Origin of the sequence: Gemmatimonas sp., assembly GCF_021298855.1 — a bacterium.
Taxonomy (GTDB): Bacteria; Gemmatimonadota; Gemmatimonadetes; order Gemmatimonadales; family Gemmatimonadaceae; genus Gemmatimonas.
Genome location: NZ_JAJTHI010000001.1, coordinates 42,242 through 65,216, shown reverse-complemented (window position 1 = coordinate 65,216; position 22,975 = coordinate 42,242). Strand labels below are relative to the sequence as shown.

Below are 22,975 nucleotides of genomic sequence, written 5' to 3'. Positions count from 1 at the left end.
AATCGCTCGCGAGCGACCTCGCGAACGACATCAACATCTCCCTGTCACCGTTACTCATCCACTTGCATCCAGCGTTCGATGTGGAAGTACGCAAAGTCGCCACCCTGAACGGGTCCGTCTCGCCTTCCTGAATGCGTCCCAAGATAGCCGCGAGAGTCAAAGCGATTATGGCCTTACGCATGATCCACCTCTTGGGAATTCTGTGTAATTCGCATTGAACTGCGTCGAGTCCGGGGTTGGTACCCACGTCCCGTTAACCATGGTCGAGTCGTTCCAGCTACCGCTCGGAGGCGGGTTGATGCGTGCAATCCGACTTGGACTAATGATGATCTGTGGAATCCCTTCGTACACGTAGGCCCAGTCGTCGGGCGAAGCAATCCCACCGTGCGGACCATTCCCATACGTTCCACCCGGGATACACGGAGCTTGGTCGCCCGCGTTGCCAGGGTGACTGTGTGCGCCAACCGGCGTTCCCCGTCCGCGGCCTACCGGGTGATCGACATCAACCGGAACAGGTGATCGACATCAGCCGAAAGGCGCAACCGGACGCGGAAAGATAGGAGAACCACGCGCACGCTCCGCTGAACGCGAGCGCGATGATCCCCGCAAGGATCGCGCGCCTTCCCAGAATGGGGATGAACAGTCCAAGCAGGGGCCACGGCCCCATTCTCCGGTAGAGTATCCCTTCGAGTCCTCGATACGCCAACCAGATCGCTGCGACCAGGAAGATGAACGCACTTCCGCCATACAGCTCTTCCGGTGTCCTCGGCCAGCCAACCCCCACAACCACCTCCGACGTTCACGACCTGATTGGGGACTCCAGCGCGGTGCGCTCCCGCCGCATCAACATAATTGTCGCCACGAGGGACCGGGGCGATGGCGACCTGATGCGTCACGTTGCATGTCGTCCCAGCCAGAGCTGTCTACAGCAATGCGGCCGGGGGCTGCCGGGCAAGCCGCGCGAAGAGCAGGGTGCTGACGACCATCGCCACCGACAGGGCCGGCACGGCTCCCCGGAGCAGTGAGGTCACGACGGTAGCCGGCGAGAGTACCGCAAAGTCGAACCACCAGGGGAGCAGCTGCATGACCGGCGCGGCCAGCAACCACCCTGCTCCGGCACCGACGCTCCCGAGCGCCCCGCCGATGAGGGCGCCCTGCATTACCACGAGCAGGCGCGTCGCCCCCAGCGCGCGCAGTATGCCCACTTCGCGGCGATGCGCGCGCGCGATGGAGGCGCTGAGCGCGGCCACGGCCACCACCGACGCCAAGGCGAGGACGAACGACAGCGCACGCGCGCCGGAGCGCAGCGCGTCCTCGAGCTTCGCGACGTCGCCCAGCCGCTCCTGTGCCGTGGACGCGGTCACGCTGGTGAAGCGGCGAGGCGACTGGCGGCGGAGGCGCAGCAGCCCGACGCGTGCCGAAACCGCCTCGCCGTGGTCGTGGCCCCGTGCCAGCAGACTGTAGGCGCCTGTCGCGGGGTTCGTCAGATCGCGGAACACCGGCGGTGGCACGATGAAGACGTGGTCGAGATCGATCGGTGCCACGGGTCCCGACTGCACGACACCGATGATGGCGATGGTGACGGAGCCCAGACGCACGCGGGCGGGGACCTGGCCGCCGAACAGGGAGTCGACCAGTGTGCGCCCGATGACCCCGATGCGACGGGCGCTGCGCTCCTCGTGTGCCGACCACACCCGACCACTCACCACGCGACTGGATTGCAGCCCGAAGAGTGCCCGGCCGGTTCCCAGCAGGCCGACGCGCTGGCGGCGGGGCGGCCGGTGCAGCAGCGCCGACCCCTCGCGGACCAACGCGTGCGACGACGCCGGAAGCGTGGCGGCCAGGGTGTGCAGTGTGCCCACGCCACGCCGCACCGTTGCGGCGCCGCGCTCGGTACAGCGGTGCGCGGAGAGCGGGCAGGGGACGGCCGCGGTTGCGGGCTGCAGCTGCAGGACATCACCACCGTCCTGCGCCAAATCGCGACGCAAGGCAGCCGACACCCCCGTCACGCCTGCATGCACCAGCGCGCTGATGGCCGTGGTGGCCGCCAGCGAGAGCAGGGCCACGGCCACGAGCCAGGGTTGACGACGGGTGGCGCGCAGGAGATCGGTGGCCTGCCACAGCTGCAGCAGCGGCTCAGTCGCGCGCCCCATGCGCATTCAGTGGTGCCCGCCTTCCAGCGCCGCAATGGACGCCGCGCGCAGCGCGCTCACCCCGGGCAGAAACATCCCGAGCGTGGTCATGAGCATCGCGATGCCCGCGCCGTGTGCAGCCGCCCGCCACAGCGCGACCGCGCCCGCCTCGAGCAGGCCGGCCAACCACAGGCCCGCCGTCGCCAACGCCACCCCCACGACACTCACAATCATCGCTTCCATGGCAAGCTGGCCCATCAGCGTGGTGCGACTGGCGCCCACGGCTCGGCGGACGCCGAACTCGTCCATGCGGGCAGCACTTTCGAGCGCCTGCACACTGAAGATGCCGGCTCCCGCCAGTCCCATGACCAGCAGTGGTACCACCATGAGCCATCGCGAAAATCGATCAACGAGTCCACGCACCAGCGTGCCGAAGCGATCGAGGCGGCGAACGCGCCATGGTGGCACGTCGGTGGGGCGCCACTGCAGCGCACGGCGCAACTCGGCGTCCACTTCGGTCAGCGCGCGCGTGAGCGCCAGGGTATCGCGCGCCACGACACGCCACTGCGGCGTGCCACCTTGGCACAGGCGATCGAAGGGCGCCCGCCACGGCACGAGCAGCGCACCGTTCTCCTCGCGGTGCTGCGACAGAAGCGGCCGTGCGGGCAGCGTTCCGACCACAGCCCAGGCACCCGCAGTCGTTTCAATCGTGATCGCGCGCTCGGCGCCGCGACGGCCTGGCGCCAGCTCGACACCGGCGAGTACCACCCCGTGGCTCCTGCCGAGGGGTGGCTGCTCGTGCCACGCCAGGCGCGCCCCGCTGCTCCACCAGCTGACCGCCGCGGGTGTCTGACCTGGAGGAACACAGCGCACGGGGACGGTGCGGTGCGGAATGGAAATGCCGCCGACGCCACGCACGACCACCGTAGTCACGGCAGATCGCTCGAGCAGGGGGTGCAGCGTGGCCCACGACGAGAGCGCGGCCTGGCATTTCGGACAGGCCGACACCTCGAGCTGGGCCGTGGGGGAATTGCCACCATCAGCGAGCTGCTGCACCAGCTGGCCAAGCGACTGGAATGCCCGATCGGCGCCCACCACGCACGCCACACTGGCGACCACCAGGGCAAGGCTCGTGGCGGTGCCGGTGGTGGATGTGGCCAGCGCGGACACCCCCAGCTGCCAGCAGATGCGCCACGTGCCCAGCGGTGTCTCCGTGCGTGTGTGCGTCATGCCTGGGGTGGATCACCCACGTAGCTGGTCATGTAGTGTCCAATGCGACGGCAGGAGCGCCAGAAAACGACGCCCACCACCCCCCAGAGGATGACCGAGAGTCCCGGAACGAAGAACGGGCTCCGCACCACCGCCGAGAACAGCGTAGGCGACCACTCGGCCACCTTGCCCACGGCGAAGAGCACCAGCAGCACCGTGCTCATGGTGGCAATCAGGTAGGCACCGGCGCCGGCGGGGGGCTGGCTGAGCTGCACCGCCAGCATGGCCAGCGTGACGCTCACGATGAAGGCGAGCGTGGTTACCGCGATGGCCGGTGCCGCGACAGCGGGGAGTCCCACGGGCAAGACCAACGTGGCGGCCGTTACCGCCACAACCATTGGGGTGGCCAGCAGCGCCGTGAGCACCAGCCAGGCCCGCACATGTTCAGCGGCGCTGACCGGCAGGCTGGCCAGAAAGGCGAGCGAACCGTCGGCCTTGGACTTGGCCACGGCGCTGCCCACGCCGAATGGCAGGAACGCGCACAGCATGATGAGGTTGGCGACGATGTCTTCGGCGCGATATCCCGACTTGTGCGCGAACAGCACGCAGAGCGGCCCCATGGCCAGTGTGACCGCCAGCAGACTGGCGCGGGCGCGTCGGAAGTGGATGGCCATGAGCGACTGCCAGGCGGGACGCGTCATGCCACCTCCGGGGTACTGCGCCGTGGCGCTTCGGTAAGCAGTGCCGTGAGGTCCGTCACATGCAACGGCGCCATCGCTTCACGCTCGTGGCTGTGCACCATCCCGTCGCGCAGGACGAGCAGCCGAGTGGGGTGGATCTCGGGCAGCTCGTCGAGCAGATGGGTGGCGTAGACGACGATGGCGTTGGGACACGCGTGGATGCTTCGGCGCAGCTCGCGCAGCAGGTCGGTGCGCGCGATGGGATCGAGGCCAGCGGTTGGCTCATCGAGCAGCAGGATGTCGGCCTGTCGCCCCCACGCGGTTGCGAGGTTGAGCTTCACGATGTTGCCACGCGACAGCGTGCCGGTGGTGGCTCCCACATCGAGCGCGAGTTCATGTGCCAGGGCCAGGGCGCGGTCGGTGTTCCAGGCCGCGTACATCTGCGCCATGAAGCGGAAGTGTTCCTGGACGGAGTGCCAGGGAAGCGCCTGCAGGGCAGCGCCCACATACGCGACATCACGGCGCAGGGTGAGTTGATGATCATCCCCGCTGGGAACGGCGGACACGGTCCCGCGTTCGGGCTGCCGCAGCCCGGCCATGAGTGCCAAGAGGGTGCTCTTGCCGGTGCCATTGCGGCCCAGCAGGGCGACCCGATCACCGGGCTGCAGGGTGAGGGTGACGGGACCGAGGGTGAAGCGCGGGTATTCGGCGACGGCGCGGTCGACAACCAGCATGGTGGCTGTGGTGTGGAGAGCGGGGAGGGGATAGGGGGCGTTCAGCGCTGCAGCAGGGGCAGCAACACCAGCAGCAGTGACGCGGCGAGGGCGGCGGGCACGGCGACGGTGTCGCTGCGGTCGTGGCGTGTGCGCAGCTGTTGCCAGAGCACGACGGTAAAGGCGAGCCATGGCAGGTTGACGAGGCGAGCCGCGACGAGCGTGCGGCCTTCGAGCTGCGGCAGCAGGGCATCGAGGCCGAGGGGGATGTGGGCCTGGTTCCATCCGCTCTGCGGATCGAGCAGAATGGCGACGCCATCAACCAGCGCCGACAGCTCCAGGAGGGGAATCCACAGCACGACGGTGGCGGCGATGCTACGAAGCGGCAGCGGTTCATTGAGGGCGCCGGCCACCAGCCACACGGTGATTGCGGCGCCGGCTGCTCGTGCGGCGACGACGAGTGGCGCTGCGAAGACGCTGAGCTTGGCGAGGGGGAGCAGCATTTCCACCTGACCGGTGAAATCGAACGGTGCGGAGCGTTGCATGGCCATGAGCATCATGAAGGCGATGCTGACCGTGATGCTGACGGCGATGAGATAGGCGGGGAGCAGCCGCGGTGCGGACGTGCTCGATGCCGCCGTGTCGCGCCGCCGGTTGGCGGGTCGTGTGGTTCGCGAACGGCGGTGGCTGACTGGTGGGGTCATGGTCGGGCGGGTGGGAGCGGGGCGAGGTGCGCGAGCACCTGATGCACCCCGAGCGAGGTGGTTGCTCCGGGCGCGCTGCCGGGCGGATAGGTCGTGACGGCAGCGGGGGTCACGCCGACGCGTTGGGGGAGCTGCGCGACCTGCTGGAGCGTGCTGGCGGTTGCGGAGCGGAGGGAGTCGAGCGTTTGCCATGAGCGATCGGTGAGGATCACGAGTGGCGGCACGGTGGCATGGTGGGTCACGCGGCGGAGGAGCACGCGCACCACCGCGTGTGAGGCGGGGCAGTCGGCGGCGACGACGAGTCGAGTGGTTGGTGTGGCGGCGCCCATGGGCTGGGGCAGCGCGGTGATGGCGGTGGCCACGCGTGCGGCGAGGATCGCCTCGGATTGCCGGCGCGCCGGCGCGCCGTCATCGCCGCGGGCTGGCCGAGCCAGGAGCGTACCCAGTGTGAGGGCAGCGGCTCCCAGCACGGCGACGGAGGTGGGTCGGGAGATCACCTCAGCCCTCGTGTCATTTCATGAGGTCGTCGAGCACCGACCGGCAGGCGAGCACGCAGGTGCCGGAGAAGGTGCCGTACGCGGCCGGATTCGCGAGGATGACCGGCAGCATGGTGAACCCGCCGGCGAACAGGGCGTAGGCACCGAGTCCGACGCAGGCGGCGCAGTACACCTGACTCCATCCGCCTCCGTACTCACCGGTGGTGGGTGAGGCGACAGGCGGCGTGTTCACGGCGGCGCCGGCATTGGCGGGGAGGGCGGCCGCGGGGGTGGCCGTGGCGGTCATGGCCGTGGCGGTCATGGCCGTGGCGGCGGCGGCCGTCATTGGCGGCGTGTCCGGCGAGCCGATGGCACGCAGCGGGGTGGCGATGGCGAGGGCAGCGGTGGCGAGCCCCCAGGCGAGGTGCATGAGTGTCTGTCGCATGGTGATCATTCCTCGTTGAAGTAGGCGACGCAGGCGGCGGCGCAGGTGACGACGCTTCCGCCCAAGGCGACGGCTTTGGCGCCGCCGACCATGAGGGTGACGTACAGGCCGCCGAAGCCGGCGGTGGCCAGGCCGACGACACCGGCCCCGACGCAGCCGAGGCAGGTGAGGCCGGGTCCGCCGCCGCCGATTTCGGTGGTGGCGGGCGTGTTCGGCACGGTGGTGGGGACGCGTGCCGCGCTGTTGGCGGGCGGTGCTGCGCCGAGGGCGACGGCGACGGCGAGCGCCAGGACGGAAGTGGTATGTCGAAGCAACATGGATTCTCCGTTGCGTGGGTGATGATGATGGCGGCCGTCGCGCGGGAGGCGCCGGCGCGCCGAGTGTCAGTTGTCCCCTGCGGACAACTGCACGCCGTTGCCGGTCCAGCGTGCTGCGAAGTGCGGCTGTGGTTCCTGGACCAGGCCAATGAGCGGATCGAAGTACTCCACCGTTGCCGGCGACTGCTGCAGGAGCAGTACGAAGTGTCCCGGGTGCACGAGGGCGATGGCCGGGGGGTGGAGCGGGGTGCGCGCCCGTTGCACGCGGGCGGTCCAGCCGAGTTGGCGGAGGGTGCGGGCGAGTGGCTCGAGCGCCACCCCGCGCGGGCCGAGCTCGAGTTGGCGAGCGAGGGTGTGTGGTGCGGGGAGGGGGGGCACGGGGTGCGTGGCCTGGCGGTGCAGCCGAGTCACGATGGTCACCGCGCAGTCGTTGTGTGCGTGCTGCAGTTCGTGGGGGGGCAGCGCCGTCACGGCAGCGCCGCCGAGGCGCAGGTGGAGGCGGCGGACGAGACGCGTCGTGCGGAGCGGATCGACGGCGTCCGGTGCCACGGCGGGTGCCGCGGCCGTTGCGGGCGCCGCCACGAGCGGTGCCGCGAGCGCCGTGAACAGGAGCAGCAGTGCAGCCGCCTGGAGCAGGCGCCGAGTGCCTGCGTCACCGACCTGAAGCGTGTGCATGCGAGACGCCCCGTGGCGAGAGAAGCCATCGACCCGGGCGGGCCGACCGACGCGCCGCACCAGGCGGGTCGCGTGGGGCACAACATGCGGGTGGCCGTGAGCGGGCTGTCATCTCATGCGGCGCGAAGAGCGCCCCGTCGGCCGAATGATCAGCCCTTCGGCTACCCGCCGTTCCGAGAGCGCGGTGTTTCGGCACGGACCCGGGCGCACATCAGGGCGCACAGCTTCGCCACCTGGCGGTCGGCTATCGCGTAGTGCACGAACAGCCCGCGCTTGCGCCGGCGCACGAACCCGAGCGTGTGCAGCAGCTGCAGGTGCTTGGACACATTGGCCTGGCCGAGCCGTGTGGACAGGACCAGCTCGTTCACGGTGTGCTCCCGCTGCATGAGCGCGCGCAGCAGCTGCAACCGGGCCGGTTCCGCGAGTGCCTTGAAACGTTCGGCCACCAAAGGGATGACTGCATCGAGCAGTGCATGCCGACCCATCACATCCTCGGCGTTATTCACATTAGCCGCCTCAAGGCGGTACCGCCGGCCACTGTTGGCCGTGGCGCAATCTATCCCCGCGGTGCCGCCGACGGGCAAGGTGGCGTGGACCGGCGTGTCGCGTGATGGCCTCCCCTGCCTGCGGTGACGCCGCCGGAAGAGGACCATGCCGCCCGATCGGCGTGATGACGTGGTGGGACGCGGGCGGGCGCGCAGATGGCGCCTCCCGCGGCACCACCTAGCGCTCGCGGTGTACTTCCCCGTTTCGCAGGTCGCGGCGCGCCAGCAGCTTCTGCAACGACTGCCGGTGCAACCCGAGCGCCCGGGCCGTGCGCGCGATGTTGCCGCCGTTGCGGGCCAGCGCGGCCGTCAGGAACGCGCGATCGAATTCGCGCAGCGCGCGCTCGCGCGCCTCCACGAACGGCAGCTCGGCCGACTGCTCGAGCAGCGTCAGGGGCATCAGCGGGCGGGGGATGCTGTTGGCGAGACTGGCCGGCAAGTCGCACACGGCGATCTCCGCGCCGTCGCACATGACGATCGCGCCTTCGATCACGTTGCGCAGTTCGCGTACGTTCCCCGGCCAGTCGTACGACATCAGGAGGTCGCGTGCATCCTCACCGATGGCCCGGGCGGGCAGGTGGTGGCGTGCCGCGAAGACATGCAGGAAGTGATTCGCGAGCAGGGGAATGTCGTCCTTGCGGTCGCGCAGTGGCGGGAGCGCCAGCGAGATCACCTTGAGCCGGTACAGCAGGTCTTCGCGGAACCGCCCATCCACCACCATGTCATCAAGCGGCCGGTTCGTGGCCGCCACGACGCGCACGTCCACGTGCGTCGATCGGGTGCCTCCCACGCGCATCACCTCGCCGTTCTCCAGCGCGCGCAGCACTTTCGCCTGTGCGAGCGGGCCGAGGTCGCCGATCTCGTCGAGAAAGAGCGTCCCTCCGTGCGCGGCTTCGAAGAGGCCGCCGCGATCCTTCACGGCTCCCGTGAAGGCACCGCGCGTGTGGCCGAACAGCTCGCTCTCCACGAGCTCCGACGGCAGCGCCGAGCAGTTGAGCGCTACGAAGGGCTTGTTGCGCCGGCCACTTTCGTCGTGGAGCGCGCGCGCGACGAGCTCCTTGCCCGTCCCGCTCTCGCCCGTCACCAGCACCGTCACGTCGGTGCGCCCCACGCGCGAGATCAGGCGAAAAACGTCCCGCATGATCGGCGTGGTGCCATACATGCCGCGGAACATCGGCGCCGCCTGCGGCGCGCCCGGCACCGGTACCGCCGCCTCGCGAACCAGCGCCATTGTGCCCAGCCGCCGGAGAAAGGCCACGGCCTCGTGTGCATCGACCGGTCGCGCCAGGTAGTCACTCGCCCCGTGCTCGGAGGCCTGCTGCGGTGCCGAGGACAGCCCGGGCACCGCGAGGAGCGCCGTGAGCACCTCGGGGTGACGGTCGTGCATGGCGTCGAGCAGCGCGAAGCCGCCGTTATCGGCCAGCTGCTGGTCGCAGACCACCAGATCCACCTGCGCGCGGGCGACCATGTCCACTACGCCGGGCGCACCGGACGCCCTCAACACTTCGGTACCCTCGCCTTCGAACGCGGTGCGCAGCGCATCCTGCGCCGCACTGTCCGGGGAGACGACGAGGATGCGCAGGATGCGCCGGGAAGCCGCGGCCGCGGTGGCGGCGGCAGGCGAGGTGTCGTGATCGCGGCCACCGACGTGACGCGAGGGGCCGGGGATGGCGCGGGCGAGAGCGTGTGACGCGGCGATCTCGTTGCGGTACAGAGCGACGTGGCTCATGTGCGGACCTGGTGAGATGCTGACAAGCGTCGGGCATCGTGAGGGGACTGCGGCAAATCACATGGGAAAAACAGAAAAGGCGCGGTGCCGGCGCTCGGAGAGCGGGGGCTGCGCGCCTTCGACTGACCGGGACCCGAGTCCCGTCCGCCAAGGTGGGATCAGCGAGTGATCCCTATGTGGGTGGTGCCTGTACTTCCCGACCAACGGCGACCCGCACACTGCGGCGTGCACCGTTACGTCCGGCAATAGGAAGGTTGCGCAGCTGGACCGGCCCCGCAAGAGGGGTTTCCGTGTGGAACATCACGCGGCGCACCCAATGTGGATTGCGTGTGCATAACGACACCGCGAGGTGTTCTGCGCCGGAACGCCTCACACATGCTTCAGCAACAGTTCGAGACGCTGCCGCAAGTCCCCCAGCGTCTTCGACTTGAATGCCCCCTTGGTTTCCTCCAGCACGGTGATCGTCTCTTCCACGGCCGCCTGCAGCTGTGCACCGCGCGGACAGTTGATGAGTTGGCAGGGATGCGCCTCGGAGGTGGATGTGCCGGCAAGCGCCCGCCCGAGCTGTTCCAGGTCGGTGAGTGACCCCATCACGTTGCGAAGGGTGAGCGCCAGGAACGTGTCCACGCCGGCGCGAGGCTCGCTCATGGGCCGCACCGGCAGTGCAGACGACACGCGCGACTCTGCGGGTTCGATCTGCTCCCGATAGGCGCGCAGCCGCGTCTCGGCGCTCTGCATGGCCTGATACGAGCGGAAGCGCGCGACGGCGCCCGAGACCCGCTTGAGCAGATCCGGGAAGTGCACCGGCTTCACGAGATAGGCCGCCACGGGCAGCTCGATCGAGGCCACCGCCGAGCGCACACTGGGGAACCCCGTGATGATGATGATGGGCAGCCCGCCACTCATGTGGGCCACCTGCTGCACCAGGTCAAGGTCGGCATTGCCCGGCATCTCGAGATCCGTGATGAGGAGGTCGTAGGGCGCCGCCGCGATCGCCTGCAGCGCCCCTTCGGCGTCCTCCACCGTATCCACGTGAAACCCCTCACCCCGCAGCAATTCGGCCGTCGAGGTGAGAAAGGTGGGTTCATCGTCGGCAATCAGAATGCGACCACGACTCATCGCAGCGCTCCAGTGTCCAGGGGAGTCATGGGCAAACGCACCTCGAATTCCGTACCGCCGCCCGCGCGATCGTGCACGGCGATGGTGCCGCCGACCGCCAGAACGGACTGACGCACGAGTGCCAGTCCGATTCCCATACCAGCGGTCTTCACGGTTCGATCCTTGGTGCTGAAGAAGGGGTCGAAGATGCGGTCGCGGATGGCAGGCGGCACACCCGGCCCTTCGTCGGCCACGCGCAGGACGCAGCTCTCCCCCTCCTGCACCGCGCAGACGGTCACGGTGCCGTGGGCGGGCGACACCTCCACGGCATTCTGCACCAGGTTGTACAGTGTCTGCCGAAGCAGCGCATCGGGGACCGGCACGAGTGATGGCGCCTGCGACACGTCCATTTTGATGTGCACGGGCCGGCCGCGGTTCACCTGTTCGAGAAAGCTCACCGCGTCGCTGACCGCGAGAATGACGGAGGATTGCGTCGCGGTGGACTGATCAGGGCGGTAGGTCTCGTACAATTGCCGCGTCACCGCGGCAATGCGGGCGATCTCGCGTTCGATCGCCCCCACGAACCGGTAGTGGGGGTGGGTCTCGGGAATCGACCCGCGAAGAAGCAGAAAGGCGTTCTGGATGCCGGCCAGGGGATTGTTGATCTCGTGCGCCACGCGCGCGGCGAGCCGCCCCATGGTCGTGAGCGCACTGATCTCGCGCAACGACTCCTCAGCGCGCTTGCGAATGGTGAGGTCGCGCCCTTCGGCAATCACGCGGTGAGCACCCGTGTTGCTGTCGTTCAGCGGCTTGAGCGAAAAGTCCATCGTGACGGCGCGTTCGCGACCCGCGGTCAGCTCCACCTCGAAGCGCTGGATCTCGCCACCGCAGGCGCGCCCGAAGCGTTCCTGCACCCGCTCCGCCGTATCGGCGTCGCCATCCCACCAGGGCGCGTGCCAGAACGGGACCCCCGCCAGCTGCGCCGGCGGCATTGCCGCGAGCTCACCCGCAGCCCGATTGGCCTCCAGCACCATGCCATTGGCATCGAGCAGGAGCTGCACCTGAAAGGCCGTGTCGAACACGGTACGAAAGCGCTGGCTCTCCTCGAAGCGCTGCAGCCAGATGCGCCGGTGGAGCCACAGGGTGGTCGTGAGCAGCATCGACACCGTGAGGCCGAGCGCCAGGACCACTTCCGGCAGGGGCGAGTGCGGCGCGTCCACCGGCTCGACAATGTCGATCGCGAGGGCGCGCGCGCCGATCTGCAGCGGCGCCGTGAAACGCGGCCCGGCAGTCGCGGTGCGCCCCACCTCGAACAGCGTTGTATCGGCCGCGCGTACGCGCACCCACACATCACGCGCCACCTCGTTCACGAATGGCCGCACGAGCGCCACGTCGTCGAGCAATCCCACCACCGCCGTGGTGCCGCGAAAGGCGGAGGGCACGGGCACCCACAGGGCCAGCGGCCATGGTCCGGGGGAGAGTGTGGTGCTGTACCGCCGGACAGGCGTCTCCCCGCGCAACTGTTGCGATCGCACGTGGGTGCGCACGGCATCCAGCACGCGCGACGGCAGGGTGTCGGCCGACGTCGAGCGCAGCACGGTCCCGGCGGAGTCCACCCACAGGATATGCCGCAATCCTTCGGTGCCCTCCACCATGCGCCGCAGCCCCGCGTGCCACATCGCGTCGTCCACCGTGCGCAGTTCACCCAGATAGGCGGCCGCGCTCGCGAGAGTCCGCTCAATGGAGCGGTACTGGCGCTGCAGCCCCCGGTCCACCGCCTGGGCGGTGATGGCGCTGCGGTCGCGCACCTGGGCCTGCTCGCGCGCAACCAGCACCTGCCAGAGTACGAGTACCACCAACGCCGAAGACACGCCCACCAGCGCCGGCAGCCAGCGCGGCGGGGCGTGGCCACCGCTTTCGCGTTGCGGGAGACGTTCCAGCAGCGCCACACCCAGCGCAAGCGCTGCCAGCAACCCATGCAGCGAGCCCGCCAGCGGTTCCAAGCCGGTGTCGATCAACAACCCGGCCAGCTGCGCCAGAAACAGCACGCCGGCCAAGGCCACCTGTGATGACGCCAGGGCGCCGGCAAGCAGTGCGGCCTGTTCACCGGGGCGGGCACCGGTGAGCAGCAGCATCCCCGCTGCGTACAGCAGAAAGAGAATGCCGATCGAAATGGGGATGCTCCCCACCGCCACGTCGACACCATCGGGCTGTCGCTGCAGCACCAGCCCGTCCAGCGGCGTGGGCACGCCACGCATGACGAGCGCGATCGTGATCACCGAGAGGACCACGCACAACACCGCGAGCACACGCGCGATCTTCCGGCGGCCGGCGAGCAGGGCCAGCATGGCACCAGCCGCGGCGGGGATGAGCGCCACGCCGCCTACGCGGGCGGGAGCGAAGGTGGAGAGCGGATGCACCAGCCAGTGGACGCCGAGGATCCATCCCAGCAGCCCCGGCACCACGAGCAGCAGCGCCGTGTACGCCAGCCAGCGCGAAAGCGGCACCAGGCGCGATCCCGTCAGCAACCACTCCGTGGAGCGAGACGCGTGCATGCCCTCGATTCTCGGCGTTCGGCCATGGCAACGCTAGGTGCAGCCCGCGGGCTGCGCACGGCGTGGCCTCAGTCGCGCGGCGCGGCGCGGCGGCGCGGCCTCATGTATCGCGGATACTCAACCAGCGCCGTACGTGGGGGGGGTCAAAGGAGGTCAGGCGATCGAGCAGGTGGGCCGGATCGTCGTGGCGCACGAGCCACTCCGCGGGCGCCCCGCGCAGAAAGCCCTCCTGGTCGAGACGCGCGACCAGCGACAGCAACGGCTCCCAGAACTGGCGCGTGTCGAGCAGCCCCAGCGGCTTGCGGTGCACCCCCAGCGTGGCCCACGTCCACGTTTCGAACAGCTCCTCGAGGGTGCCGAGACCACCGGGCATGGCGATGAAGGCATCGGCGAGCTCCGCAATCAGTGCCTTGCGCTCATGCATCGAATCCACCACCTGCAGCGAGGTGATGCCGCGGTGCGCGACTTCACGTTCGACCAGACCGTGCGGCATGACGCCGATGACCTCGCCACCCGCCGCCATGGCCGCATCGGCCAAGGCACCCATGAGCCCGGTCCGACCGCCGCCGTATACCACGGCGATCCCGCGGTTGGCCAGCAGTGTTCCCAAGGCGCGGGCGGCGTGCACGTAGTCGGGGTGGGCCCCCTCGTTCGAGGCGCAGTAGACGGCGACGCGCTGGAGCGTCGTGTGGGGCGTGGCGGCAGCAGTCGTCATGCCAGAAGTGTAGCGCGTGCAACGCCGCCGCACCGCTGCCGTCGCGGCGCCCCCCTCGGCCAGCCGCTCGCGCTTCGCGTCGTTTCCGGTCATTATCGGATATGGCTCATTCCCAAAACGGCATCGACTTCCCGACGCTCCGCATCGTCGACCACCCGCTGGTGCGCCACAAGATCACGCTGCTGCGCGATCGCGCGACCTCCACCAAGCAGTTCAAGGAGCTGGTGGACGAGATCGCCATGCTCATGGCGTACGAGGCGACCCGGGATCTTCTGCTGGAGCCCACCACCGTGGACACGCCACTCGAACCCACCAGCGGCTGGACGGTACGCGGCAAGAAGCTCACGCTGGTGCCCATTCTGCGCGCCGGACTGGGCATGGTGGAGGGGATCCTGCGCCTCATCCCCTCCGCCCGCGTTGGGCACATCGGGCTCTACCGGGACCACGATACGCTCGAGCCGGTGGACTACTACTTCAAGGTGCCGGGCGACGTGTCGGAGCGTGATTTCCTGCTGCTCGACCCCATGCTGGCCACGGGAGGCAGTGCCGCCGCCGCCGTGTCCTCGCTCAAGCGCGCCGGCGCCACGCGCATTCGCTTCCTGTGTCTCGTGGCCGCTCCGGAGGGCGTGCACCGCCTGGCGGCGGCGCACCCCGACGTGCCCGTCCTCACCGCATCGCTCGACCGGGAGCTCAACGAGTTCGGCTACATCCTGCCGGGGCTGGGCGACGCCGGGGACCGGCTGTTCGGGACGCGGTAGGCGGCCGGACGGCGGTCGGGGTCGACGGCAGCGCGCAGACGGCAGGAACGACAGCGCGCAGACAGCAGGCATGTGGTAGAACAATGCGGGAGCCAGCGCGGCGCGCGGCTCCCGATGTCCACCGGCATAGGAAATCGGGCGCCCTGCGAAGCAGTGGCGCCCGTTTGGTTTCTCCGAACCCCTGCCGTCTGCGCGCTGTGGTTCCTGCCGTCTGCCGTCTGTGGTTCCACTTTCAGCGGTTCCACCACCCATCCCGCACCGCACCAGATCCGCCGCTACGTGAACCACTCCCGCGGCTGCCGCTTCTGCTGTTCGGCCACCTGCAGCACCCACCCCTGTGCCGTCGGTTCCGTCACTTCGTGCGCCACCCGGTTGAACCACTGCTCCGCCTGGGCGTCGTCCCCGACGCGGCGCCACAGTTCCCCCACCAGATAGGTGATCACCGCGCGCTCGTTGGGGGGCATGCCGTCGAACATCGCCAGGGCGTCGGCAAAGGCCCACGCCGCATGGCGACGGAAGTACCGCTCCGCTTCCGTGTCCCCCTCGTCCACGCAGCACCAGGCCGCACGCAGGTAGAGGTCTGCCAGATAGCGCGGCTCATTTCCTTGCCACGCCGCCACCTTGGCCGCATGCTCGTACTTGAGCGACCCCGAGGGCAACGACGCGCGCAGCGCCGGTGTCAGCTCCCTCGACACCCGCTCCTTGAGCAGGGTGCTCGGCACCACGTCGTCCTTGAAGTCGCGCGCCACACCGGCGTAGCCGCAGTGGGTGCAGAGATGCACGAAGTACGGCAGCGGCTGCATCCCGGCCGCGCGCTCGTGAAAGTCGGTGCGTTTGCCGCCCAACCCATTGGTGGCCACGACGGTCTGCGAACGGAAGGCCACGGCGCAGACGGGGCAGGTCAGTTCGATAAGGTGGAGCGTGGTCATGGTGACATCGGAAGCCCGGGGATGTCGCAGAGTCTCGGCATGAACCGTCACCGAGTTGAACCAGGCGACGCCGGTTCTCCACATTCCATGTCGATGGTCTCTTGTTGTGACATTGGGGGCGGGCTAACTTCCCGCCTTCCATGGCGTGCGTGGACGCTTCCCACCTCCGCGTCTCGTTCGGCGAGCGATAGGTGTCTCGCGCCGGGGTTCGTCCCCGCGCGTCGACACACGGTCACGATCGCGCCGGCTTCCCGACCCCGGGTCGTTGATGTTGATCAATCTCGTTCCTGATTTTCTCGCGGTTCTTGAAGCCGAAGACCGTTTCGCGGCCTACCTCGAGTACTTCGAGCGACACCGCGAACTGCTGACCGCCTATTGGGACAATTACGTCCTCGAGCCGTCTGGTCCCCACTTCGAGGAGGTCGTGCGCAACACCGTCGCCGCCGACCGCAGCGACCTGCACGCGCTGCTCGCCACGGCCGATCTCGTGACGCTGGCGCGGCACACCGAAGACAAGGTGCGCATGCTGCTCGACGTCGACGTGCCGTATGACATCGTGCTCATGGTGGGCGTGGGGGCGGCCAACGCCGGCGAGCTGGTGGTGAACGGCCGCGGCATCGCGTTCGTCTGCCTCGAGCACTTCACCGGCATTGCCAACCCCGATACGCAGGGGCTGGGCCTCGATCCCGAGCTCATTCCGCTCTGGCTGGCGCACGAAATCACGCACGTGATCCGCTACACCTCCCCCACGAGCCGCAGCAGCATGCGTGACCTCGTGCGCGACGCCGGTGGCTACTACTCATACTGGGAAACGGGACGGCAGGCCTCCCTGCGCGAACTGCTCGTGAACGAGGGACTCGCGGTGCAGGTGTCCCGCGCGGTCAGCCCGGGACATGCGGCGTGGGAGTACTTCGGCTTCGGCCGGCGGCAGTACGCGCGCGTGCGCGAAGTGGAGCCGGTGCTCACCCGTGCCGCCACGCTCGACTTCGAGCGTGCGGCCTTGGGATTGCGGTTGCGCTACCTGTCCGGTGGCATGAGCGACGAGGCCCGCACCCTCGAGCGCACCGTGCTCCCCGAACGCGCCGGCTACTTCCTCGGCGCCCGCATGGTGGACGCCGCCATTCAGGGGCGCGGCTTTGCCTGGTCGGTGCGCGCGAGCGCGCACGAAATCGCGGCCGCGGCCGAACCGATCACCGAGCGGCCGCGCCTTACGGTGGTCAGCTGAGCGCTGAGCGCTCAGAGTTGAGTCGGAGAGTTGAGAGGCTGAAACGGCTCAGAGTTGAGCCCGGATCGCAATGCGAGTTGAGCTGGCTAGCGGTGAGAGTCGATGAACGACGCTCAACTTCTCACTGCTAGAACCCTCGTGCTCACCGCGATCCGAGCTCAAGTCTCCGCCTCAGCCTCGCAACTCTCCACCTGAGATCTCAGACCTCAGTTCTCGAGATCACTTCCCGATACAGAAGTCGCGGAAGACCCGGTCCAGCACGTCTTCCGTGTCCACCGTCCCGATGAGCTCCGCGAGCGCCTCGCGCGCCGCGAGCAGATGCACCGCCGCCACGGGCGCGGGGAGCGCACCATGGTTCCACGCCGCCTGAAAGGCCGCCACTTCGTGGTGCGCGACCGTGAGCCCCGCACGATGGCGCTCCCGGGTAATGATGACGGCGTCGGTGTCCCCCGGTGTGTGTGCCTGTGCGGCCATATCGATGCGCGGCAAGAGCGCGGCAAGTCCGTCGCCCGCTTCCGCGCTGACCGGCACCGCGTCGCCGTCACCCGTCCCGTCGATGGCCGTGCGCAGGTCGCTCTTGGTGAGCACCGGCACCACCACGGCGGTCGTGCGCTCACGCACGACCTGCTGCGTATGCACGAGATCTTCCATGCTGGCCCCGCACGCCAGCACCACCTGGGCCTGGGCGAGATAGCGTCCGCTCACCTCGATCCCCAGCCGTTCCACCTCGTCCTCGGTGTCGCGCAGCCCTGCGGTATCCACCAGGCGGAGCGGCAGGTGCCCGCTTCCCCGGTCCAGCAGCGCCTCGATCGCGTCACGCGTCGTGCCCGGCACCGCCGTCACGATTGCGCGCGACTCGCCGAGCAGCGCATTGAACAGGCTCGATTTGCCGGCGTTGGGCGGCCCCGCGATGACCACGAGGGCGCCGTCGCGCACCATCGCGCCGCGTGGCGCGGTGCGCAGCAGCGCCTCCAGGGCCTCGCCGAGGGCCCGCGCCGCCGCCGCCACCCGTTCCGGCGCGATGGGGCCGTCATCTTCCTCGGGGAAATCGATGTCGTAGGCCAGCAGCGCCTCGAGGTGAATCACCTCGTTGCGCAATGCCTGCAGGCGGCGCGAGAGCCCGCCGTCGAGCTGGGCGAGCGCCTGTCGCTGCATGGCCTGCGTGCGCGCCTCGATCAGGTCGGCCACGGCCTCCGCCTGCAGCAGGTCCATGCGGCCCCGCAGCACCGCGCGACGGGAGAACTCCCCGGGCCGGGCCGCGCGCGCGCCGTGACGGATGCAGGCGCCCATCACGACGGCCGGCGAGACCGCCCCGCCGTGCGTCCCGATTTCCACCACATCCTCGCCGGTGAACGAGTGCGGGGCGGGAAAGGCGGTCACGAGCGCCTGCTCCAGCGGTGCCCCGGTGTCCGGGTCGGCCAACTTCACCAGCTGCGCGCGGCGGGGGTCGACGGCGCCGCCCGTGACCCCGCCGAATGCGCCGAGAGCGCGCGCAATGTCGATGGCGCGCGCTCCCGAAAGACGAACCATGGCCACCGCGCCACGCCCGGAGGCGGTCGCCAGCGCGACGATCGTGTCGTCGTCGCCGGGCAGCAGCGTCATCCCTTCACCAGCGGCTTGGAACGCTCCTGCGCAATGAGCCACTGCTGCGGCAGCGACGCGAGGTTCTGGATGAAGTAGTACAGGTTGAGTCCCGACGCCATGCTGAAGAAGAACACCAGCATGATCCCCGGCATGAGGTACATCATCATCTTCTGCTGCTCATTCGACTTCGTGCCGCGCATGCCGATCCAGGACATGAGCATGGTGGTGGCCGCCACGAGCACGGGAATGATGTAGTACGGGTCCTTCACCGAGATGTCCGGGAACCAGAGGAACGGCACACCGCGGAACTCGATGGTGTTCTGGAACACGAAGAAGAGCGCAAAGAACACCGGCAGCGGGATGAGCATGGGCAGGCACCCCGAAAGGGAGCTGAAGGGGCTCATGCCATGTTCCTTGTACAGCTCCATCATGGCCTGCTGCAGCTTCTGCGGCTCGTTCTTGTAGCGGGTCTGGATGGCCTGCAGTTCGGGCTGGATGCGCTGCATCTGCATGCTGCTGCGCATGGCCTTCTGGTTGAGCGGCCAGAGAATGATGCGGATGGCCACGCCGAAGATCACGAGAATCCAGCCGTACGACAGCCCGAGCGTGCTCTTCATCCACAGGAGGAGGCGAATGACGATGGTGGCGAAGGGCTGCACGATCCCCTGGATCCAGCCGCCGTAGGGGTTGGACGTTTCGAATTCGCGCCCCAGCGCCACCAGCCGCTTGAACTCCTGCGGGCCCACATACACTTCGAAGGCCGCGTTGCCGGCCTTGAGCGGGGTGACCAGTGTGGCCTGCCCGCGTACCGCCTCATCGTTGATGCGGGGCCCACCGGTCACGTTGATCTCGGCGAACGGGGTGCCCCCCTTGGGGGCGAGCACGCCCACGATGAAATACTTGTTCTTCGCGACGCCCCAGGAAATGGGACCGGCCTCGATTTCGCGCTCACCCGGGTCGACGGAACGGAAGGCGATCCCCTCGGCGCCCGCGAGCTCCGGCTTGTACGCGTACGCCAGATGTGAATGGTCTTCGGTGGTGTCCGACTCGGAGCTGCGGAACCCCGTGGGGAGGTCCACCAGCAGGTAGCTGTTTTCTGGCACCCCCGCCACCGCCGCCGCGACGTTGACGCGATAGCTGTCGGGAAGGAAGGAGTAACGGATCGACACCAGCCGTCCCGCCAGATCCGCGTCGTACGTGATGACGGTGCTGTTGCCGTCTGCCGACTGCGTGGAACGGAACGTCTGCGTGGTGAGGTCGATCGTGTCGCCGGGCACGACGAGGCGATACCCCAGCATGCGCTCGTTGGGGAGCGCGAGTTCCACGGTACCGCTGCGGGTGCGTCCCCCGTTCGACAGTGCCTGAAACTGCGTCAGCGAGGCGCCGATGAGCGCAGCGCCCTTGCTCGTGGTGCGGTAGTCGGCCACGGCAGTGTTCACCACGGCGGTATCGACCGGCAGCACGACCGCCGGTTCGGCCGGCACCGCCGGCGCGCCCATCGCGTCGCCGGCCACGGCACCACTCACGCTCGGCGCGCTGCTGTCGGACACGGTCTGCGCCGAATCCGCCGTGGCCTTCCGGGCGCCCGGGACCGGCGTGGGCGTGGGGAAGAGGTACGGCGTGACGAGCAGCACGGCCGCCATGAGCACGACAGCCAGAACGATACGACGTGGTTCCATGGGAAATTGAGAGTAACGCTGGAGTGACCCTGTCCGGTTGGCCCGACGGCGAATCCCGGGGGGAGAGTGCGGCAAGCGATCGCGTCAGGGCACCGGGTCGAATCCGCCCGGCCGGAACGGATGGCAGCGGCCAATGCGGCGCAACGCCATCCACCCCCCGCGCCACGCGCCATGTTTTTCCAGCGCTTCGATGGCGTAGGCGGAACAGGAAGGATAATAGCGGCACGCCCCACCGAAGATGGGCGAGAGGGCGACCTGGTAGCCGCGCACGAGCAGGATGAAGAGCTGCCGTACCACGCCCGGTTTACCCGACCCGCTTGAGCAGCTGGCGGATGGCCTGCTCCAACTCTCCGCCGAGGGTGGCAAGGTCACGGTCGTAGGCCGAGGGGAAGACGCGCACGACCACATCGAGTGGGGGGTGCTGCTGGAGGAGGTGGAGCATGTGCCGCCGTACGAGCTCCCGGAGGCGGCGTTTCACCAGGTTCCGCGCCACCCCGGAGTGCTTGTACTTGGGCACGACGAACCCGACGCGCGAGAACGCGTGAAGGGAAGCGGTGGCGCGCACGTCCAGTGACGCGGTGCGCACTCGCTTCCCTTCGTGACGAACTCGTTCGAGGTCGGTGCCGCGCGTCAGCCGAAGCGGACGCGGGAACGCCTGTGACTCAGGCGCCAGCGTACTTGGACGGGAGCTGGACGGTGAGCTGCTTGCGCCCCTTCTTGCGGCGACGAGCGAGGACGGCGCGCCCCCACTTCGTCTCCATGCGCGCACGGAAGCCGTGCTTACGGATGCGACGCGTGTTGCGCGGACGATAAGTGGGCTTGCCCATGGCGAACTCTACGAAGAACGAGGGAAAACGAGCCGGAATGCCGGCGCAACGTCAGTATGGTGGACCGGACAGGCGCCTCGCGCCATCCCGTCGAGCCTCAGAATGTACCCGGGCCGGTGGTGAGGGTCAAGGGGCGTGCGCGCCGGAATTTCCCTTCTAAACTGGCTCGGGACAACGAGTTGAGCATCCACCGGGAGACTTGCTTGCCAACACGTATTGGCGCGCCCGCGCCGGCCAACTCACGCCCGTTGTGCCAATTGACTTATCCACAATAAACGGGGTACCTTCGCCGCCCGCGTCGCTTCCGTTCGCCACCGCTCGAGTCGCCCATGTCGCTATCGCCTGCCGAAACCTGGGATCGCCTGCGCCAACGGGCGCGGCAGGTGCTTCCGGAGCAGACGTACCGCACCTGGCTCGAGCCCACCGACGCCATTGCCGTCGAAGGCGACACGCTCGTCATTGGCGCCCCGGACCAGTTCTCCGCCGACTGGAACGACTCGAAGCACGCCGACCTGCTCGCGACGTTCGCCCCCGTCGCGCTCGGCCACCCCATCAAAATCCGCTTCAAGGTGCACGAGGAGCGGGTGGGGCGGGTCCAGATGGACATGTTCGTGGCGCCTCCTCCGGCCCCGATTGTCGCGCCACCAGTGGCGCAGCAATCGCGCATGTCTACGCCACTCAATCCGCGGTACACCTTCGACCAGTTCGTCATCGGCAAGTCGAACGATGTCGCCGCTGCCGCCGCCCAGGCCGCCGCCCAGGCGCCCGGCAAGGTCTACAACCCCCTCTTCATCTACGGCGAGACCGGGCTCGGCAAGACCCACCTCATGCAGGGCATCGCCCACGAACAGCGGCGGCGGACCCCCTCCCTGCGCATCGCCTACGTCGGCACCGAGCAGTTCACCAACGAATTCATCGGCGCCATCCAGACCGGCCAGATGGGCGACTTCCGCCGCCGCTTCCGCGAAATCGACCTGCTGCTGGTGGACGACGTGCAGTTCCTGAAGGGCAAGGAGAGCACCCAGGAGGAGTTCTTCCACACCTTCAATGCCATCTACGAGGCCGGACGACAAATCGTGCTGACCTCCGATCGGCCCCCGAAGGAGATCCCCGGCCTCGAGTCGCGCCTCGTGTCGCGTTTCGAGTGGGGGATGGTCGCCAACGTCGACTCGCCCGACTTCGAACATCGCATCGCCATCCTCAAGAAGAAGGCGAGCCTCGATCACCTCGAGCTCACCATCCCCGATGAGGTCATCGAGTTCATCGCGCAGCATGTGAAGTCGTCCGTCCGCGAGCTCGAGGGTTCCATCATCAAGCTGCTCGCCTACGCGTCGCTCAAGCACCGCGACATCTCCGTGGACCTGGCGCGGGAGGCGCTGCGCGACAAGCTGCGCGGCGCCACGCACTCCGACTTCCCCGACGTTCCGCCCACCACCATCACCGTCGCCACCATTCAGCAGGTCGTGGCCCGCGAGTGGGGCGTAACGCCGGATGGCCTGCGCTCCAAGACACGCACCAAGCAGCTCACCGTGCCGCGGCAGATTGCCATGTATCTGTGCCGGGAGCTGCTGGCCTTGCAGCTGGTGGAGATCGGCAACGCCTTCGGGGGTCGCGATCACTCCACGGTCATCCACTCCCTGGAACGCGTCGCCGAGGATATGGGCGCGGAGACCGGGTTTGCCGAGCGTGTGCTGAAGGTGCGCACCATGTTGGAAACCCTGCGGACAACCGGTCAGCTGGGCTCCTGAATCCCCGCCGCTCCACACGCCCCCACATTGGCCCACCCCCCCACTGTGTGCCGCCGGGGAGTACCTCCGGCACCCCACAGGATGTCCACATGAGGTGGTATGGCGGAAGTGACTGAAAACGCGTAGGTTGCAGCGTTTGTAAACAAGCCCACACCCCCTGCTGCTACTGCTGTTTTTCTATCTAAGTCTGTTTTTAAACAGCAGGTACCCGCAGTCCTTCCACAATTCCGGG

23 protein-coding genes are annotated in these 22,975 nt (G+C 68.5%); 3 read left to right on the top strand and 20 right to left on the bottom strand.

The features are described 5' to 3' along the window. Positions 1-923: 923 nt before the first annotated feature. The 14 genes from LW840_RS00285 to LW840_RS00220 all read right to left on the bottom strand — a co-directional run bounded on the left by LW840_RS00285 (position 924) and on the right by LW840_RS00220 (position 13,993). Positions 924-2,153 carry an ABC transporter permease gene (locus tag LW840_RS00285; RefSeq protein WP_291268245.1) on the bottom strand — a complete coding sequence of 410 codons (1,230 nt, stop codon included), beginning with the start codon at positions 2,151-2,153 and terminating at the stop codon, positions 924-926. A gap of 6 nt (positions 2,154-2,159) precedes the next feature. Further along, the gene (locus LW840_RS00280; RefSeq protein ID WP_291268244.1) at positions 2,160-3,362 is read right to left on the bottom strand and encodes an ABC transporter permease; all 1,203 of its coding nucleotides are present in this window, start codon (positions 3,360-3,362) and stop codon (positions 2,160-2,162) included. After that, positions 3,359-4,042 carry a hypothetical protein gene (locus LW840_RS00275; RefSeq protein ID WP_291260905.1) on the bottom strand — a complete coding sequence of 228 codons (684 nt, stop codon included), beginning with the start codon at positions 4,040-4,042 and terminating at the stop codon, positions 3,359-3,361. The genes LW840_RS00280 and LW840_RS00275 overlap by 4 nt, the downstream gene beginning before the upstream one ends. After that, positions 4,039-4,755, bottom strand: a complete 717-nt coding sequence (locus tag LW840_RS00270; protein ID WP_291268243.1) for an ATP-binding cassette domain-containing protein — start codon at positions 4,753-4,755, stop codon at positions 4,039-4,041. Before LW840_RS00270 ends, LW840_RS00275 begins: the two co-directional genes overlap by 4 nt. Before the next feature lie 41 nt (positions 4,756-4,796). Continuing rightward, entirely contained in the window at positions 4,797-5,438 is a 642-nt protein-coding gene (locus LW840_RS00265) for a hypothetical protein (protein ID WP_291268242.1), read from the bottom strand. Next, a complete protein-coding gene (locus LW840_RS00260; RefSeq protein ID WP_291273326.1) occupies positions 5,435-5,935 on the bottom strand; it encodes a hypothetical protein in 501 nt (166 codons plus the stop codon). Before LW840_RS00260 ends, LW840_RS00265 begins: the two co-directional genes overlap by 4 nt. A 13-nt stretch (positions 5,936-5,948) precedes the next feature. Further along, complete coding sequence (locus LW840_RS00255; protein ID WP_291260901.1) at positions 5,949-6,359, bottom strand: hypothetical protein; 411 nt, start codon at positions 6,357-6,359, stop codon at positions 5,949-5,951. Between the two features lie 5 nt (positions 6,360-6,364). Continuing rightward, positions 6,365-6,676: a hypothetical protein gene (locus LW840_RS00250; protein ID WP_291268240.1), complete on the bottom strand. Its 312-nt coding sequence runs from the start codon at positions 6,674-6,676 to the stop codon at positions 6,365-6,367. Positions 6,677-6,742: 66 nt separating this feature from the next. Then, positions 6,743-7,351 carry a cysteine peptidase family C39 domain-containing protein gene (locus tag LW840_RS00245; protein WP_291276214.1) on the bottom strand — a complete coding sequence of 203 codons (609 nt, stop codon included), beginning with the start codon at positions 7,349-7,351 and terminating at the stop codon, positions 6,743-6,745. Positions 7,352-7,512: 161 nt separating this feature from the next. Continuing rightward, a complete protein-coding gene (locus LW840_RS00240) occupies positions 7,513-7,836 on the bottom strand; it encodes a metalloregulator ArsR/SmtB family transcription factor (protein WP_291276213.1) in 324 nt (107 codons plus the stop codon). A 238-nt stretch (positions 7,837-8,074) separates the two neighbouring features. Further along, positions 8,075-9,625: a sigma-54 dependent transcriptional regulator gene (locus LW840_RS00235; protein ID WP_291276212.1), complete on the bottom strand. Its 1,551-nt coding sequence runs from the start codon at positions 9,623-9,625 to the stop codon at positions 8,075-8,077. Positions 9,626-9,994: 369 nt separating this feature from the next. Further along, on the bottom strand, positions 9,995-10,744 hold the full coding sequence (locus LW840_RS00230) for a response regulator (RefSeq protein ID WP_291266157.1): 750 nt from the start codon (positions 10,742-10,744) through the stop codon (positions 9,995-9,997). Further along, positions 10,741-13,278 carry an ATP-binding protein gene (locus LW840_RS00225; RefSeq protein WP_291276211.1) on the bottom strand — a complete coding sequence of 846 codons (2,538 nt, stop codon included), beginning with the start codon at positions 13,276-13,278 and terminating at the stop codon, positions 10,741-10,743. Before LW840_RS00225 ends, LW840_RS00230 begins: the two co-directional genes overlap by 4 nt. 100 nt (positions 13,279-13,378) lie before the next feature. Next, positions 13,379-13,993 carry a TIGR00730 family Rossman fold protein gene (locus LW840_RS00220; RefSeq protein ID WP_291266155.1) on the bottom strand — a complete coding sequence of 205 codons (615 nt, stop codon included), beginning with the start codon at positions 13,991-13,993 and terminating at the stop codon, positions 13,379-13,381. A gap of 101 nt (positions 13,994-14,094) precedes the next feature. Between LW840_RS00220 and upp the strand changes: the two genes are divergently transcribed. After that, positions 14,095-14,751: a uracil phosphoribosyltransferase gene (gene upp, locus LW840_RS00215; protein WP_291260896.1), complete on the top strand. Its 657-nt coding sequence runs from the start codon at positions 14,095-14,097 to the stop codon at positions 14,749-14,751. A 275-nt stretch (positions 14,752-15,026) separates the two neighbouring features. On the opposite strand, the gene LW840_RS00210 is transcribed toward upp, so the two are convergent. Next, positions 15,027-15,680, bottom strand: coding sequence for a DUF2225 domain-containing protein (locus LW840_RS00210; protein WP_291268729.1), 654 nt, complete (start codon positions 15,678-15,680; stop codon positions 15,027-15,029). Between the two features lie 268 nt (positions 15,681-15,948). Here LW840_RS00210 and LW840_RS00205 point away from each other — a divergent pair, with 268 nt between their 5' ends. Next, the gene (locus LW840_RS00205; RefSeq protein WP_291260894.1) at positions 15,949-16,905 is read left to right on the top strand and encodes a hypothetical protein; all 957 of its coding nucleotides are present in this window, start codon (positions 15,949-15,951) and stop codon (positions 16,903-16,905) included. A 219-nt stretch (positions 16,906-17,124) separates the two neighbouring features. On the opposite strand, the gene mnmE is transcribed toward LW840_RS00205, so the two are convergent. From mnmE to rpmH, 5 genes are all read right to left on the bottom strand, one after another. Beyond that, the gene (gene mnmE / locus LW840_RS00200; RefSeq protein ID WP_291276210.1) at positions 17,125-18,507 is read right to left on the bottom strand and encodes a tRNA uridine-5-carboxymethylaminomethyl(34) synthesis GTPase MnmE; all 1,383 of its coding nucleotides are present in this window, start codon (positions 18,505-18,507) and stop codon (positions 17,125-17,127) included. Continuing rightward, positions 18,504-20,168, bottom strand: coding sequence for a membrane protein insertase YidC (gene yidC / locus LW840_RS00195; protein WP_291276209.1), 1,665 nt, complete (start codon positions 20,166-20,168; stop codon positions 18,504-18,506). Before yidC ends, mnmE begins: the two co-directional genes overlap by 4 nt. Before the next feature lie 84 nt (positions 20,169-20,252). After that, positions 20,253-20,465 carry a membrane protein insertion efficiency factor YidD gene (yidD, locus tag LW840_RS00190; protein ID WP_291260891.1) on the bottom strand — a complete coding sequence of 71 codons (213 nt, stop codon included), beginning with the start codon at positions 20,463-20,465 and terminating at the stop codon, positions 20,253-20,255. A 7-nt stretch (positions 20,466-20,472) separates the two neighbouring features. Continuing rightward, positions 20,473-20,841 (bottom strand): ribonuclease P protein component, encoded by a 369-nt coding sequence (rnpA, locus tag LW840_RS00185; protein ID WP_291260911.1) that lies wholly within the window; start codon positions 20,839-20,841, stop codon positions 20,473-20,475. Continuing rightward, a complete protein-coding gene (rpmH, locus tag LW840_RS00180) occupies positions 20,831-20,995 on the bottom strand; it encodes a 50S ribosomal protein L34 (protein WP_291260890.1) in 165 nt (54 codons plus the stop codon). The genes rnpA and rpmH overlap by 11 nt, the downstream gene beginning before the upstream one ends. 329 nt (positions 20,996-21,324) lie before the next feature. Between rpmH and dnaA the strand changes: the two genes are divergently transcribed. After that, positions 21,325-22,743 (top strand): chromosomal replication initiator protein DnaA, encoded by a 1,419-nt coding sequence (dnaA, locus tag LW840_RS00175; protein WP_291266151.1) that lies wholly within the window; start codon positions 21,325-21,327, stop codon positions 22,741-22,743. The last annotated feature ends 232 nt before the right edge of the window (positions 22,744-22,975 follow it).

Coding starts and splice junctions, on each gene's coding strand:
- LW840_RS00235 (WP_291276212.1), bottom strand. CDS start 9,625: ATGAGCCACGTCGCTCTGTACCGCAACGAGATCGCCGCGTCACACGCT.
- LW840_RS00240 (WP_291276213.1), bottom strand. CDS start 7,836: ATGGGTCGGCATGCACTGCTCGATGCAGTCATCCCTTTGGTGGCCGAA.
- LW840_RS00220 (WP_291266155.1), bottom strand. CDS start 13,993: ATGACGACTGCTGCCGCCACGCCCCACACGACGCTCCAGCGCGTCGCC.
- upp (WP_291260896.1), top strand. CDS start 14,095: ATGGCTCATTCCCAAAACGGCATCGACTTCCCGACGCTCCGCATCGTC.
- LW840_RS00205 (WP_291260894.1), top strand. CDS start 15,949: ATGTTGATCAATCTCGTTCCTGATTTTCTCGCGGTTCTTGAAGCCGAA.
- LW840_RS00210 (WP_291268729.1), bottom strand. CDS start 15,680: ATGACCACGCTCCACCTTATCGAACTGACCTGCCCCGTCTGCGCCGTG.
- LW840_RS00225 (WP_291276211.1), bottom strand. CDS start 13,278: ATGCACGCGTCTCGCTCCACGGAGTGGTTGCTGACGGGATCGCGCCTG.
- LW840_RS00245 (WP_291276214.1), bottom strand. CDS start 7,351: ATGCACACGCTTCAGGTCGGTGACGCAGGCACTCGGCGCCTGCTCCAG.
- LW840_RS00270 (WP_291268243.1), bottom strand. CDS start 4,755: ATGCTGGTTGTCGACCGCGCCGTCGCCGAATACCCGCGCTTCACCCTC.
- LW840_RS00275 (WP_291260905.1), bottom strand. CDS start 4,042: ATGACGCGTCCCGCCTGGCAGTCGCTCATGGCCATCCACTTCCGACGC.
- dnaA (WP_291266151.1), top strand. CDS start 21,325: ATGTCGCTATCGCCTGCCGAAACCTGGGATCGCCTGCGCCAACGGGCG.
- LW840_RS00280 (WP_291268244.1), bottom strand. CDS start 3,362: ATGACGCACACACGCACGGAGACACCGCTGGGCACGTGGCGCATCTGC.
- LW840_RS00265 (WP_291268242.1), bottom strand. CDS start 5,438: ATGACCCCACCAGTCAGCCACCGCCGTTCGCGAACCACACGACCCGCC.
- LW840_RS00230 (WP_291266157.1), bottom strand. CDS start 10,744: ATGAGTCGTGGTCGCATTCTGATTGCCGACGATGAACCCACCTTTCTC.
- LW840_RS00255 (WP_291260901.1), bottom strand. CDS start 6,359: ATGCGACAGACACTCATGCACCTCGCCTGGGGGCTCGCCACCGCTGCC.
- yidC (WP_291276209.1), bottom strand. CDS start 20,168: ATGGAACCACGTCGTATCGTTCTGGCTGTCGTGCTCATGGCGGCCGTG.
- mnmE (WP_291276210.1), bottom strand. CDS start 18,507: ATGACGCTGCTGCCCGGCGACGACGACACGATCGTCGCGCTGGCGACC.
- rpmH (WP_291260890.1), bottom strand. CDS start 20,995: ATGGGCAAGCCCACTTATCGTCCGCGCAACACGCGTCGCATCCGTAAG.
- LW840_RS00285 (WP_291268245.1), bottom strand. CDS start 2,153: ATGGGGCGCGCGACTGAGCCGCTGCTGCAGCTGTGGCAGGCCACCGAT.
- LW840_RS00250 (WP_291268240.1), bottom strand. CDS start 6,676: ATGTTGCTTCGACATACCACTTCCGTCCTGGCGCTCGCCGTCGCCGTC.